This window comes from Microbacterium sp. Root280D1, from assembly GCF_001428975.1.
Classification (GTDB): Bacteria; Actinomycetota; Actinomycetes; order Actinomycetales; family Microbacteriaceae; genus Microbacterium.
In genome coordinates, this window is the sequence record NZ_LMJK01000002.1 from 137321 (window position 1) to 151348 (window position 14028).

Consider the following 14028-nt stretch of genomic DNA (forward strand, 5'->3'; position numbering starts at 1 on the left):
ACATGGAGTCGGGGGAGCAGGAAGCACGGTCAGTGACATGAAGTTCTATGCACGAAGAATCGGGTTCTACGCGTTCACGCTATGGGCCGCGATCTCACTCAACTTCCTGCTTCCCCGGCTCATGCCGGGGAACCCGGCGGACATCATGATCGCCAAGATGCAGCGAGCGGGCGGCGAGGTCTCCGAGACCACGATCCGCAACATCAAGCTGCTTCTCGGCGGTGATGACTCGTCCCTCTGGGATCAGTACATCGCGTACTGGGGGCGCATGTTCCAGGGCGACCTGGGCATCTCCGTCACCAAGTTCCCCGCGCCGGTGAGCGAGCTGATCGGGCAGGCGCTGCCCTGGACGCTCATCCTCGTCGGCACGGTGACCGTGATCTCCTTCATCCTCGGCGTCGTCCTCGGCGCCTGGGCGGGATGGAAGCGCGGAACGTGGGTCGACCACCTCATCCCGGCGACCACCGTGCTGCAGTCCATCCCGTACTTCTGGATGGCGCTGCTGCTCGTCTCGGTGTTCGCGGTTGGGCTCGGCTGGTTCCCGATCTTCGGCGGCTACGACGTGTTCGACTTCCCGGACGGTCCCGAGCCGACCTGGGCGTTCTTCATGGATGCGCTCTCGCACGCCATCCTGCCCGCACTGACGATCGTGATCTCGTCGGTGGGCGGCTGGATGTTCGGGATGCGCAACATGATGGTGCAGACCATGGCCGAGGACTACGTGCTCACGGCCGAGGCCAAGGGGCTCCGTCCGCGTCGCATTATGACGACGTACGCCGCCCGCAATGCCGCGATCCCCTCGATCGCCGGCTTCTCGATCACCCTGGGCTTCGTTGTCGCCGGCTCCATCGTCATGGAGCAGGTCTTCACCTACCCGGGCATCGGGAAGCTGATGTTCCAGGCGGTCACGAACAACGACTACGCGCTGATGCAGGGACTCTTCCTCGTCATCACGATCACGGTGCTCGCCGCCAACTTCATCATGGACCTCGTCTATGGCTTCATCGACCCGAGGGCTCGCCAGAATGTCTGACACCGAGAACACAGTGCTGATCACGAAGGATCAGCCCATGACCCAGCCTGCGAGCACGATCTCTCTCGCCACCCAGCGGGGCCGCAGACGCCGCCGCGTCCTTCCCACCTCATCGACGAAGTTCATCATCGGCGCGAGCATCGTGATCGCGATCGTGCTGTTCGCGATCATCGCGCCGATCTTCTCGCAGGACCCTCGAAGCACCGACAACCCCGCACTGCTCCCGCCCTCGCCGGAGCACTGGTTGGGCACCACCAAGCTGGGCAACGACATGTTCGCCCAGCTCGCCATCGGCGCCCAGGGCTCGCTCCTCGTGGGCGTGGTAGCGGGCGGAATCGCCATCATCCTGTCGCTTGTCTTCGGAGTCCTCGCGGGGTACCTCGGCGGATGGCGCGAGGACACCCTGGCGCTGCTGACCAACGTGATGATCGTGATCCCCGGCCTGCCGCTGGTGATGGTGATCTCCTCCTTCGTCCCGCAGCGCAGCTGGCAGCTCGTCGCGTTCGTGCTCGGCATCACGTCCTGGGCCGGTGCCGCCTACGTGCTCAGGCTGCAGACCCGATCTCTGCGCACCCGTGACTACGTCTACGCGTCCAAGGTCGCGGGAGAGCGATCCTTCCGCGTCATCCTGGTCGAGATCATGCCGAACCTGCTGCCGTTGCTCACCGCGCAGTTCCTGTTCGCGATCATCTTCGCGATCCTCGGCGAGGCCGGACTCTCATACCTCGGTCTCGGCCCCAACTCCTCCATCACCTGGGGGACGATCCTCAACGACGCGCAGTCAGGTCAGGCGCTCGGACGAGGCGCCTGGTGGTGGTTCGTCCCACCGGGAATCATGATCGCCATGCTCGGCGCCGGACTCTCGCTCATCAACTTCGCGATCGACGAGGTCATCAACCCCAAGCTCCGCAATGCACCCGACGCCGCTCGGCGCGTGCGCAAGGCGGCCAAGACGAAGGGGGTCGCCGCATGAGCGCTCCGGATGCCGTGCTGACCGCACGGGACGTGTCGATCGAGTACGAGGTGGATCCGCCCGTGAAGGCGGTCCGCAACGTCTCTCTCACACTCAACCGAGGCGAGATCCTCGGCCTCGCCGGTGAGTCCGGCTGCGGCAAGACGACGCTCGCCTACGGCATGAATCGGCTGCTCAAGGCTCCTGCGCTCATGACCAGCGGCGAGATCGTGTTCCATGACCGCGACGGCCACGACATCGACATCGTCGCTCTCGACGGCGATGGGCTGCGGGCCTTCCGCTGGGACAAGATCTCGATGGTGTTCCAGGGAGCGATGAACTCGCTCAATCCGGTCATCAGCGTCAAGGCGCAGATCTTCGACATCTTTGAGACCCATCGCCCCGGCATGTCCAAGAAGGACAAGCAGGCGCGGGCCGAAGAGCTGCTGACCCTGGTCGGGGTCGACCCGTCGAGACTGACGAGCTTCCCCCATGAGCTGTCCGGTGGCATGCGTCAGCGCATGATGATCGCGATGGCGCTCGCGCTGGACCCTCAGGTGATGATCATGGACGAGCCGACCACGGCGCTCGACGTGGTCGTGCAGCGCGGGATCATCCGCGAGATCATGCGGTTGCGTGAGCGGCTGGGCTTCGCGGTGATCTTCATCACGCACGACCTGCCCATGCTGATCGAGATCAGCGACCGCATCGCCGTGATGCTGCAGGGGCAGATCGTCGAGGAGGGCACCGCGGAGGAGATCTACCGCACGCCCCAGCACGAATACACCAAGAAGCTGTTGTCGAGCTTCCCGAGTCTGACCGGCGAGCGCGGAGATTTCGTCCGCACCGGCAACCAGCCCAGTCAGGAGGAGGTCCGATGAGTGCTCCCACCCTCGAAGCCCGCAACCTGGTGAAGGACTTCACGCTGCGATCCGGCCTCAAGACGTCGGTCCTGCACGCAGTGAAGGACGTCTCGTTCACCATCGAAGCGGGGAAGACGGTCGCTCTCGTCGGCGAATCCGGGTCGGGCAAGTCGACGATCGCCCGGATGCTGATGAAGCTCGAGACGCCGACGGGCGGGCAGATCCTGCTCGACGGCAAGGACTCGGGCATGCGCGGCCGCGCCGTGGAGGACTACCGCTCCCAGGTGCAGATGGTCTTCCAGGACCCCTTCGCGTCACTCAACCCGTTCCACACGATCATCCATCATCTGGAGCGGCCGATCCGGCTCCACCACCCCAAGCTGTCTGGCTCCCAGGTGCGGGCGCGGGCGATCGAGCTGCTCGAGCGCGTGCGGCTGTCGCCCGGCGAGAGCTTCGCCGAACGTCGCCCGCATGAGCTGTCCGGTGGCCAGCGGCAGCGCGTGGCGATCGCTCGTGCGCTCGCCCCGGGAGCGCGGTTCATCGTCGCGGATGAGCCGGTCTCGATGCTCGATGTCTCGATCCGACTGGGAGTGCTCAACCTGCTCGCAGACCTGCAGCGGGAGGAGAACCTCGGCGTGCTCTACATCACGCACGATCTCGCGACGGCACGTCACTTCAGCGACGAGATCATGGTGCTCTACAAGGGTGATGTCGTCGAGCGCGGCCCCGCCGACGAGGTCATCCTCAATCCGCAGCACGAGTACACCAGGACATTGCTGGGCGCCGCGCCCGAGCCCGAGAACCTCGGGCGTCTGAGAGACGAGGTCAGAGCCGAGCTGGCGGGTCACTGACCTCCAGTGCATGACGCCGCGCTCGCCTGGCGCCCCACCTTCGGGGCGTCGGGGGAGCGCGGCTTTCTGCGGCCTGTGCCGACGACGTCGACCCGCTAGACTGAGGCCACAAGTGAAGACAGGCCGAATGACCCACGCGGGAGAGCCCCGGCGAATGCAGCCGGGCACCGAAGGAGCAAGCCTCCCCGCCAATCTCTCAGGTACGCGTACCGCGCGGTTCCGGCCACTCTGAAAAGCGATCTCGAGCGACGCCGCGTCAGCTCGGATCCGCCGACGGTGAAAGCCCAGTCTCTGGGCGAAGCTCTCAGGCTCATGACAGAGGGGGAGTTCCCAGGAGCAGCGTCGCTGTTCCGCCCGATCCAGCCCGGGAGAACTCCATGTCCGACCCCCGCTACACCCCGCTGCGTGAGCGCCACGAGGCGCTCGGTGCATCGTTCACCGACTTCGGCGGTTGGCAGATGCCGGTGCGATACACGTCCGACCTCGCCGAGCACCACGCCGTGCGGCAGGCGGCCGGCATCTTCGACATCTCCCATATGGCGGAGTTCCTCGTCACCGGCGACTTCGCCGGGGAGTTCCTCGACTACTCGCTCGCGGGCCGGCTGTCGGCGATGGCGGTCGGCAAGGCGAAGTACTCCCTGATGCTCGCCGACGACGGCGGGATCATCGACGACGTGATCGTCTACCGGCTCGCAGACGACCGCTTCCTGGTGATCGCGAACGCGGGGAACCGCGGATTCGTCGACGCGGCGTTCGCATCGCGCGTCCGTTCGTTCCCATCGCGGATCGAACGCGAGATGCCCGCCAGGGCCGAGGGAGAGGATCGCAGCTTCGCGGGTTTCATCGGCGACAGGGGCGTGGACGTCGAAGACGTCTCCGACGACTATGCCCTGCTCGCGGTCCAGGGCCCCGCCTCCGAGGCGATCGTCTCGTCGACGCCGGGCATCACCGATCTCGGCACCCCATGGGCGGAGCAGAAGTACTACGCCTGGGCCGATGCGCTGTTCCAGGGTGCACCGCTGCTGCTCGCCCGCACGGGCTACACGGGTGAGGACGGATTCGAGCTTCTGGTGAGAGCCGCCGACGCACCCGCCCTGTGGGACGCCCTCGTCGAGGCGGGTGAGCCGCACGGGCTCGTCCCCGCGGGCCTCGCCGCGCGCGACACCCTCCGGCTCGAAGCGGGGATGCCTCTCTACGGTCACGAGCTCTCGCGCGAGACGAAGCCGTCTCAGGCCGGTCTCGGGCGAGTGGTGGTGTCCGACAAAGATGACTTCATCGGCAAGGGAGCGGTGGATGCCGCATCCGACGCTCCGGTGCTCGTCGGCCTGGTCGCCGAGGGCAAGCGTGCCGGACGCGCGGGCTACTCGGTGGTCGACGCGGACGGCATCGTGCTGGGCGAGGTCACCAGCGGTGCACTGAGCCCGACGCTCGGCCACCCGATCGCGATGGCCTACGTGGCACCTTCTTCCGCTGCCGCGGGAACCGCAGTATTCCTTGATGTGCGGGGGACCAGGATCCCCGCGACCGTGACCGCCCTGCCTTTCTACCGGAGGACCAAATGACCGATCTCAACGCACTCAGCTATACCGACGAGCACGAGTGGATCGCCGCTGGCGGTGACACCGTCACCATCGGGATCACCGACTACGCGGCCGACAAGCTGGGAGACGTCGTTTTCGTCGAACTCCCCGCCGTCGGCACCGAGATCACCGCAGGGTCGGTCGTCGGTGAGATCGAGTCGACCAAGTCGGTCGGCGAGCTCTACGCCCCGGTCACCGGCACGGTCGTCGAGATCAACGACGCCGTCGTCGACGACCCGTCGCTCGTGAACGCCGAGCCGTTCGACGGAGGCTGGCTCATCAAGGTCTCCGTCGCCGCCGGTGCGCTCGAGGGCCTGATGGACCGCGACGCGTACGTCGCTCTCACGGAGGGCTGATCGTCCAGTGGTCTCTTTCGCCGATCGTCATATCGGAACCACCGCCGCCGCCCAGCGCCAGATGCTCGACACCCTGGGCGTCGAGTCGAAGCTCGAGGACTGGAGCCCGGTCGAGGCGCTGATGCGTCAGGCCGTGCCCGCTTCGATCTTCACCCCCGCCTCCACGGAGTCCGTGATCCCGCGCGCAGCGAGCGAGACCGAGGCGCTCGCCGAGCTGCGCGCGCTCGCGTCCCGCAACACGGTGAACCGGCCGATGATCGGTCTCGGGTACTACGGCACGATCACCCCTCAGGTGATCCAGCGCAACGTGCTCGAGAATCCGTCGTGGTACACCGCGTACACGCCGTACCAGCCCGAGATCTCGCAGGGTCGCCTCGAAGCACTCATCAACTTCCAGACGATGGTCGCCGAACTGACCGGCCTGACCACAGCGAACGCGTCGATGCTCGACGAATCGACCGCTGTGGTCGAGGGGATGCTGCTGGCGCGCCGCGCGTCGAAGAAGGCGTCGAACGTCTTCGCCGTCGACGCCGACGCGTTCCCGCAGACGAAGGCACTGCTCGAGACCCGTGCCGAGGCCGTGGGCATCGAACTGGTGTCCGTCGACTTCGCGGCGGGTGAAGAGCTGCCCGCCGAGCTGTTCGGCGTCTTCGTGCAGTACCCGGGGGCCTCCGGGCGAGTCTGGAACCCGGCGGCCGTGATCGATGCGGCGCACCTCGCGGGCGGGCTCGCCGTCGTCGCGGCCGACCTCCTCGCGCTCACCCTCATCGCGTCGCCCGGCTCGCTCGGGGCCGATGTCGCGGTCGGGACGACGCAGCGCTTCGGCGTGCCGATCGGCTTCGGAGGCCCGCACGCGGGCTACATGGCTGTGCGCGCAGGGCTCGAACGTCAGCTGCCCGGCCGTCTCGTCGGCGTCTCTGTCGATGCCGACGGCAAGCCGGCGTATCGGCTGTCGCTGCAGACCCGCGAGCAGCACATCCGCCGCGAGAAGGCGACGAGCAACATCTGCACCGCTCAGGTGCTGCTCGCCGTGATGGCGTCGATGTACGCCGTCTACCACGGTCCCGATGGACTGAAGGCGATCGCCCGGGAGGTCGCGGCCAAGACCGCGATGCTGCGCGACTGGCTCGCCGATGCGGGTGCGGACGTCGTGCACGACTCGTTCTTCGACACCCTCCAGGTGCGGGTGCCGGGGCGCGCTGCCGAGTTCGTGGAGCAGGCCCATCACGGTTTCGGCATCCTGCTGCACGCCGCGGATGCCGACACGATCGGCATCTCGATCGACGAGACCACGACGGTCGCCGAGCTCCATCAGGTCGCTCAGGTCTTCGGCGGTGCCCGGGAGCGCGCATTCGGATTCTTCGGCTCCGGTTCGCAGGGCGGCCTCCCCGGCGATCTGCTCCGTCAGGACGAGTACCTCACACACCCCGTCTTCCACGCGCACCGCAGCGAGACGGCGATGATGCGCTATCTCAAGAGCCTCGCCGATCGTGACTATGCGCTCGACCGCGGCATGATCCCGCTCGGGTCCTGCACGATGAAGCTCAACGCGGCGACCGAGATGGCATCGATCACGTGGCCGGAGTTCGCGGGCATCCACCCGTTCGCGCCGGCATCCGATGTCGCGGGGTATCTCGACATGATCACGCAGCTCGAAGCGTGGCTCGCCGAGGTCACGGGGTACGACGCCGTCTCGCTGCAGCCGAACGCCGGGTCGCAGGGCGAGCTGGCCGGCCTCCTCGCCATCCGCGGATACCACCTCGCGAACGGCGACACGCAGCGCACGGTGTGCCTGATCCCGTCGTCCGCGCACGGCACCAACGCGGCCTCCGCAGTGCTCGCCGGAATGAAGGTCGTCGTCGTGGCGTGCGATGAGCTCGGGAACGTCGACCTCGACGACCTGCGGGCGAAGATCGCGGCGCACGCCGACGAGCTCTCGGCGCTGATGATCACCTACCCGTCGACGCATGGTGTGTACGAGCAGGACGTGGTCGAGATCACGACCGCGGTGCACGACGCCGGCGGCCAGGTGTACGTGGACGGTGCGAACCTCAACGCGCTGCTCGGCTACGCCCGGTTCGGCGATCTCGGCGGCGACGTCTCGCACCTCAACCTGCACAAGACGTTCGCGATCCCGCACGGCGGCGGCGGCCCCGGTGTGGGCCCCGTCGCAGCCAAGGCGCACCTCGCGGCCCACCTGCCGTCGCACCCGCTCGCGCAGCGGGCGGAGCATGCGGGCGGATTCGTCTTCGAAGGCGGCGCGGTGTCGGCGGCACCGTACGGATCTGCGGGCATTCTGCCGATCTCGTGGTCCTATGTGCGGATGATGGGCGCCGACGGCCTCCGTCACGCGACCGCGGCCGCGGTGCTGTCCGCGAACTACATCGCCGCGCGCCTGGGCGAGCACTTCCCCGTGCTGTACGCGGGGGAGGACGGCCGGGTGGCGCACGAGTGCATCCTCGACCTGCGTCCGCTTCGCGAGGAGACCGGGATCACCGTCGACGACGTCGCCAAGCGACTGATCGACTTCGGCTTCCACGCACCGACCATGTCGTTCCCGGTCGCGGGGACTCTGATGGTGGAACCCACCGAGTCCGAGGACCTCGGCGAGATCGAGCGGTTCATCGAGGCCATGATCATGATCAAGGCCGAAGCGGATGCCGTCGCCGCCGGGCGCTGGCCCGCGGACGACAACCCTCTCGTCAACGCTCCGCACACGGCAGTCTCGCTGATCGCGGGGGAGTGGGAGCACGCCTACAGCCGTGAAGACGCCGCCTATCCGGTGCACGCTCTGGTGGCAGGCAAGTACTGGCCGCCCGTGCGCCGCATCGACCAGGCGTACGGTGACCGCAACCTCGTGTGCGCCTGCCCGCCGATCGAGGCGTTCGCCTGAACCGAATCCTGAGGGGTGACGGCGTCGTGTCCATGCGGACACGACGCCGTCACTCGTTTCCGTGCATTTCCGCGTGTTTCGGGGATGTTTCAGTTGGTCACCACTCAGTAACGGTTCATTAGCCGAGAGCAGCGTCCGCGAAACCGCGGGTTACAGTCAACTATCCCTACGCGTTCGACGATGAGCGCGCAGTCTGATGAATACCCGTCCACAGGAGGACACAAAGTGAAGCGCAACAAGATCGCCCTTGCGGGCACTGCGCTGTTCGCGATCGGCGCCCTGGCGCTCGCGGGCTGCGCGAGCGGTGGAAGCGGCAATGAAGGCGACGGCGGCTCCGGTGCGAACACCGACGCCGACGCCATCATCACCACGAACGGCTCGGAGCCCGAGAACCCGCTGATCCCCACCAACACCAACGAGGTGGGCGGCGGAAAGATCCTCGACGAGATCTTCGCCGGTCTGATCTACTACGACGCCGACGGCAAGCCCGTCAACGACGTGGCTGAGGAGATCACCACGGAGGACCCGCAGAACCTCACCGTCAAGATCAAGGAAGGCCTGACCTTCACCGACGGTGAAGAAGTCACCGCCGACAACTTCATCAAGGCGTGGAACGAGGGCGCCAAGGCGTCGAACGCTCACCTCTCCAGCTACTTCTTCGAGGACATCGAGGGCTTCAGCTACGACACCGACTCCGAGCTCACGGGTCTCAAGCAGGTCGATGACTACACCTTCACGATCGCGCTGAACAAGCCGGCATCCGACTTCGCTCTGCGTCTCGGCTACTCGGCCTTCTACCCGCTCCCCGACGTCGCGTTCGAGGACATGGAAGCGTTCGGTCAGAACCCGATCGGCAACGGTCCGTACATGATCGACGGCGAAGACGCGTGGCAGCACGACGTCCAGATCGACCTCGTCCGCAACGACGACTACGACGGTGGCCGTCAGGCCGCCAACGGCGGTCTGACCATCAAGTTCTACGCCACGCAGGAGGCCGCATACGCCGACCTGCTGTCGAACGAGGTCGACGTCATCGACGCGATCCCGACGAACTCGCTCCCGGTCTTCACCGACGAGCTCGGCGACCGTGCTGTGAACCAGCCCTCCGCTGTGTTCCAGTCCTTCACCATCGGCCAGTTCCTCCCGCACTTCAGCGGCGAAGAGGGCCAGCTGCGTCGTCAGGCGCTGTCGATGGCGATCAACCGCGAGGAGATCACCGAGACGATCTTCTCGGGCACCCGCACCCCGGCATCCGACTTCACCTCTCCGGTCATCGACGGCTGGTCCGACTCGGTTCCCGGCAGCGAGGTCCTCGACTTCGACCCCGAGAAGGCGAAGGAGCTGTGGGCTGAGGCCGACGCCATCGCACCGTGGGACGGCGAGTTCAAGATCGCGTACAACTCCGACGGCGGCCACGACGCCTGGGTCGACGCGGTGAGCAACAGCATCAAGAACACGCTCGGCATCGAGGCATCGGGTGACCCGTACCCGACCTTCCAGGACCTTCGCACGAAGATCAACGACCGCACCATCACCACGGCTGCGCGCTCGGGCTGGCAGGCCGACTACCCGGGTCTGTACAACTTCCTCGGACCGCTCTACGCCACCGGCGCAGGCTCCAACGACGGTGACTACACGAACCCCGAGTTCGACGAGCTCATCTCCGCCGGCATCAGCAACCCCGACGCCGAGGCTCAGATCGAGGACTTCACCAAGGCGCAGGAGGTCCTGTTCCAGGACCTTCCCGCGATCCCGCTGTGGTACTCGAACGTGACCGGTGGCTTCAGCGAGAACGTCGACAACGTCACGTTCGGCTGGAACTCGGTTCCGCTGTACTACGAGATCACGAAGGCCGGCGAGTAAGTCTGACGGCACTTCACCTGTGAGGCGGTGACGATTCTTCGTCACCGCCTCACAGGCTTGTGTTCACGTAGCTTTCTTTCCCCTCAAGAAGGGACAAGCGGATGCTCGGTTACATTCTGAGACGTCTCCTGCAGGTGATCCCGGTCTTCTTCGGAGCCACCCTGCTCATTTACTTCCTCGTGTTCGCCATGCCCGGCGACCCGATCCTCGCCCTGTTCGGCGACAAGACGCCCAACCCGGCGGTCGTCGAGCAGCTGCGCGCGCAGTACCACCTGGACCAGCCGTTCATCGTGCAGTACTGGTACTACATCACCGGCGTCTTCCAGGGCGACCTGGGCACGACCTACTCGGGCCGCCCGGTCTCGGCTGTGCTCGCCGCCACGCTTCCTGTCACCGGCCGACTCGCAGTCATGGCCATCGCCATCGAGTTCGTGCTCGCCATCGTCATCGGCACCATCTCGGCGCTGCGCAAGGGCAAGCTGTTCGACAACGTCTCGCTCGTCGTGGCGCTGGTCGCGATCGCGATCCCGATCTTCGTGGTGGCGTTCCTCGCGCAGTACTTCCTCGCGATCCAGCTCGGCTGGTTCAAGCCCACGGTGGGTGCGGACAACGACTGGGGCGGGTTGTGGCTGCCGGCGATCGTGCTCGGTTTCAGCCTCTATGCGGTGAGCATGCGTCTCATGCGCAGCTCGGTCATCGAGACCCTGAACCAGGACTGGGTGCGCACGGCGTACAGCAAGGGGCTCTCGCGCAATCGCGTGCTGCCCGTGCACGTGCTGCGCAACTCCCTGATCCCGGTGATCACGAACTCCGCCACGAACTTCGGCGTGCTGCTCGTGGGCGCCACCGTCACCGAGGGCATCTTCAACGTCCCCGGTGTGGGAAACACGCTCTTCCAGGCGATCCAGCGCGGCGAGGGACCCACGGTCGTCTCGTTCGTGACCGTGTTCGTCATCCTGTACGTGTTGGTGAACCTTCTCATCGACCTGCTCTACGGTCTGCTCGACCCGAGGATTCGCTATGCCTGATCCCACATCTCAGAAGCACTACGTCGCTCCGATCGAGACGGAGTCGATCGCGGTCGACGCCGTTCGGATCTCGGACAAGCCCAGCAACCTCTGGCGTGACGCCTGGTTCGACCTGCGTCGTCGTCCGCTGTTCTGGTTCTCGGTCGTCCTCGCGCTGTTCTTCCTCGTGATGGCGCTGTGGCCGACTCTGTTCACCGCGACGCCGCCGAACAACGACTGCCAGCTATCGAACAGCAACGGCGGTCCGACGGACGGACACCCGCTCGGGTTCACGTTCCAGGGCTGCGACATCTATGCGCGCATCGTCTGGGGTGCTCAGACGTCGCTGGCCGTCGGCCTCATCGCGACGCTGATCTCGTCCGTTCTCGGCCTGATCATGGGAGCTCTCGCGGGCTTCTACGGCGGATGGCTCGACTCGGTGCTCTCGCGCATCGGCGACATCTTCTTCGCCATCCCGTACATCCTCGCGGCCGTCGTCGTGATGACCGTGTTCCGGGATTCCCGTTCGGTGTGGACGCTCGCGTTCGCCATCGGAGCGTTCGCCTGGGCGTCCACGGCTCGCGTCGTGCGGGCCGAGGTGCTCCGTGTGCGTCAGGCGGACTTCGTGATGGCGTCGCAGGCGCTCGGTCAGTCGAAGTTCAAGATCCTCCTGAACCACGTGGTCCCGAACGCCATCGCTCCGCTGCTCGTCGTCTCGACGCTCGGCCTCGCCGCCGCGATCGTCGCGGAAGCGACGCTCTCGTTCCTCGGGGTGGGTCTCGGCAGCGACGTGATGTCGTGGGGAAATGACATCGCGAAGGCTCAGGCATCGCTGCGTGTCGCGCCGATGGCGCTCATCTATCCGTCGATCGCTCTCACCCTCGCGGTGCTGGCGTTCGTCACCCTGGGCGAGCTCATCCGAGACGCCCTCGACCCGAAGGCGAGGGCACGCCGATGAGCGAGCGAATCACCGAACAGGTCCCGCTGCTGAGCATCCGCGACCTGAGCGTCGCGTTCCGCACGCAGGAGGGTCTGCGCGAAGTGCTCCACGGAGTGAGCTTCGACGTCATGCCCGGAGAGACCGTCGCGATCGTGGGCGAGTCGGGCTCGGGCAAGTCCACGACGGCCACGGCCATCGTGAACCTGCTGCCCGGCACCGGCCAGGTCACCGCGGGATCGATCACCCTCGAGGGACGCGAGCTCACGACGCTCAACCGTCGCGAGATCGAGGCCGTCCGAGGCCGGGACATCGGCTTCGTGCCGCAGGACCCGATGTCGAACCTCAACCCCGTCTGGAGTATCGGCTTCCAGGTGAAGGAGGCGATCCGTGCGAACGGCATCGCCCAGGGGCGCGATGCGGCCAAGGCGCGCACCGTCGAGGTGCTGCAGCAGGCCGGACTCGCCGACGCCGAGAAGCGTCTGCACCAGTTCCCGCACCAGTTCTCGGGAGGCATGCGCCAGCGCGCGCTGATCGGGATGGGCCTCGCGGCCGACCCCAAGCTGCTCATCGCCGACGAGCCGACCTCGGCTCTCGACGTCACTGTGCAGCGCGTGATCCTCGACCACATGGCGTCGCTCACCCGTGACAAGGGCACCTCTGTGCTCCTGATCACGCACGATCTCGGTCTCGCAGCCGAGCGTGCGGACAAGATCATCGTGATGAACGGCGGCAACATCGTCGAGTCCGGTCCCAGCCGCGAGATCCTCGAGAACCCGCAGCACCCGTACACGAAGCGACTGGTCGCCGCGGCGCCCAGCGTCGCATCGCAGCGCATCCAGGCGGTGGTGGAGGACCGGGGGATCGAGACGCTCGACGACCTCGCCGACATCCCGCCGACGGTGCGCGTCGCCGGACTCACGAAGGACTACCGGATCCGCCAGGGGAACTTCCGCAGTGAAGCGTTCCGCGCTGTCGACGACGTGTCCTTCGAGATCCCTCGCGGCAAGACGCTCGCGCTCGTGGGCGAGTCGGGCTCTGGCAAGTCCACGGTCGCCAAGATGGTGCTGAAGCTCGAAGAGCCGACCAGCGGAACCATCGAGATCGACGGGCAGGATGTGTCGAGGCTGTCGAATGCGCAGGCGTTCGGTCTGCGTCGGCGCATGCAGCCGGTCTTCCAGGACCCGTACGGCTCGCTCGATCCACTGCGCAACATCGGCAACACGATCGCCGAGCCGATGCAGATCCACGGCGTCGGCGATCGCGCCTCGCAGCGCGAGCGGGTCGAGGAGTTGCTCGACCAGGTCTCGCTTCCGCGCGTCCTCGCGACCCGGTATCCGAACGAGCTCTCGGGCGGTCAGCGTCAGCGTGTCGCGATCGCACGCGCTCTCGCGCTCAAGCCCGACATCATCGTCCTCGACGAGGCGGTGTCGGCGCTCGACGTGCTGGTGCAGGATCAGGTGCTGCAGCTGCTGGCCGAGCTCCAGTCGGAGCTGGGGCTCACCTACCTGTTCATCACTCACGACCTCGCGGTCGTCCGAGTGTCGAGCGATCTGGTGTGCGTCATGGAGAAGGGCAAGATCGTCGAGCAGGGCACTGTCGACGAGATCTTCGCGAATCCCCAGCAGGAGTACACCGATCGTCTGCTCAAGGCGATCCCCGGGGCGACCATCACCCTCGGCGGTCACTGAGA

Annotated in this window: 11 protein-coding genes and 1 riboswitch; all 11 genes read left to right on the plus strand. The window is 66.4% G+C overall.

The features are described from left to right. The first annotated feature begins 37 nt into the window (after positions 1-37). The 11 genes from ASE34_RS06790 (at position 38) to ASE34_RS06840 (ending at position 14026) form a co-directional block, all read left to right on the plus strand. Complete coding sequence (locus tag ASE34_RS06790; protein ID WP_053095557.1) at positions 38-1033, plus strand: ABC transporter permease; 996 nt, start codon at positions 38-40, stop codon at positions 1031-1033. After that, a complete protein-coding gene (locus ASE34_RS06795) occupies positions 1026-2006 on the plus strand; it encodes an ABC transporter permease (RefSeq protein ID WP_053095558.1) in 981 nt (326 codons plus the stop codon). The genes ASE34_RS06790 and ASE34_RS06795 overlap by 8 nt, the downstream gene beginning before the upstream one ends. After that, the gene (locus tag ASE34_RS06800; protein WP_053095559.1) at positions 2003-2866 is read left to right on the plus strand and encodes an ABC transporter ATP-binding protein; all 864 of its coding nucleotides are present in this window, start codon (positions 2003-2005) and stop codon (positions 2864-2866) included. The genes ASE34_RS06795 and ASE34_RS06800 overlap by 4 nt, the downstream gene beginning before the upstream one ends. Next, the gene (locus tag ASE34_RS06805; protein WP_056278039.1) at positions 2863-3699 is read left to right on the plus strand and encodes an ABC transporter ATP-binding protein; all 837 of its coding nucleotides are present in this window, start codon (positions 2863-2865) and stop codon (positions 3697-3699) included. Before ASE34_RS06800 ends, ASE34_RS06805 begins: the two co-directional genes overlap by 4 nt. A 127-nt stretch (positions 3700-3826) precedes the next feature. After that, a riboswitch (glycine riboswitch) is annotated at positions 3827-3921 on the plus strand. A 155-nt stretch (positions 3922-4076) separates the two neighbouring features. Continuing rightward, positions 4077-5261, plus strand: coding sequence for a glycine cleavage system aminomethyltransferase GcvT (locus ASE34_RS06810; RefSeq protein ID WP_056278043.1), 1185 nt, complete (start codon positions 4077-4079; stop codon positions 5259-5261). Continuing rightward, entirely contained in the window at positions 5258-5635 is a 378-nt protein-coding gene (gene gcvH / locus ASE34_RS06815) for a glycine cleavage system protein GcvH (protein WP_056278046.1), read from the plus strand. Before ASE34_RS06810 ends, gcvH begins: the two co-directional genes overlap by 4 nt. Positions 5636-5696: 61 nt before the next feature. Beyond that, positions 5697-8528: an aminomethyl-transferring glycine dehydrogenase gene (gene gcvP / locus ASE34_RS06820; protein WP_056279008.1), complete on the plus strand. Its 2832-nt coding sequence runs from the start codon at positions 5697-5699 to the stop codon at positions 8526-8528. Positions 8529-8753: 225 nt separating this feature from the next. Next, entirely contained in the window at positions 8754-10391 is a 1638-nt protein-coding gene (locus ASE34_RS06825; protein ID WP_150115049.1) for a peptide ABC transporter substrate-binding protein, read from the plus strand. 101 nt (positions 10392-10492) lie between these two features. Continuing rightward, the gene (locus ASE34_RS06830; RefSeq protein ID WP_053095564.1) at positions 10493-11419 is read left to right on the plus strand and encodes an ABC transporter permease; all 927 of its coding nucleotides are present in this window, start codon (positions 10493-10495) and stop codon (positions 11417-11419) included. Then, positions 11412-12356: an ABC transporter permease gene (locus ASE34_RS06835; RefSeq protein WP_053095565.1), complete on the plus strand. Its 945-nt coding sequence runs from the start codon at positions 11412-11414 to the stop codon at positions 12354-12356. The genes ASE34_RS06830 and ASE34_RS06835 overlap by 8 nt, the downstream gene beginning before the upstream one ends. Continuing rightward, positions 12353-14026: a dipeptide ABC transporter ATP-binding protein gene (locus tag ASE34_RS06840; RefSeq protein ID WP_053095566.1), complete on the plus strand. Its 1674-nt coding sequence runs from the start codon at positions 12353-12355 to the stop codon at positions 14024-14026. The genes ASE34_RS06835 and ASE34_RS06840 overlap by 4 nt, the downstream gene beginning before the upstream one ends. The last annotated feature ends 2 nt before the right edge of the window (positions 14027-14028 follow it).

Coding starts and splice junctions, on each gene's coding strand:
- ASE34_RS06790 (WP_053095557.1), top strand. CDS start 38: ATGAAGTTCTATGCACGAAGAATCGGGTTCTACGCGTTCACGCTATGG.
- ASE34_RS06795 (WP_053095558.1), top strand. CDS start 1,026: ATGTCTGACACCGAGAACACAGTGCTGATCACGAAGGATCAGCCCATG.
- ASE34_RS06800 (WP_053095559.1), top strand. CDS start 2,003: ATGAGCGCTCCGGATGCCGTGCTGACCGCACGGGACGTGTCGATCGAG.
- ASE34_RS06805 (WP_056278039.1), top strand. CDS start 2,863: ATGAGTGCTCCCACCCTCGAAGCCCGCAACCTGGTGAAGGACTTCACG.
- ASE34_RS06810 (WP_056278043.1), top strand. CDS start 4,077: ATGTCCGACCCCCGCTACACCCCGCTGCGTGAGCGCCACGAGGCGCTC.
- gcvH (WP_056278046.1), top strand. CDS start 5,258: ATGACCGATCTCAACGCACTCAGCTATACCGACGAGCACGAGTGGATC.
- gcvP (WP_056279008.1), top strand. CDS start 5,697: ATGCTCGACACCCTGGGCGTCGAGTCGAAGCTCGAGGACTGGAGCCCG.
- ASE34_RS06830 (WP_053095564.1), top strand. CDS start 10,493: ATGCTCGGTTACATTCTGAGACGTCTCCTGCAGGTGATCCCGGTCTTC.
- ASE34_RS06835 (WP_053095565.1), top strand. CDS start 11,412: ATGCCTGATCCCACATCTCAGAAGCACTACGTCGCTCCGATCGAGACG.
- ASE34_RS06840 (WP_053095566.1), top strand. CDS start 12,353: ATGAGCGAGCGAATCACCGAACAGGTCCCGCTGCTGAGCATCCGCGAC.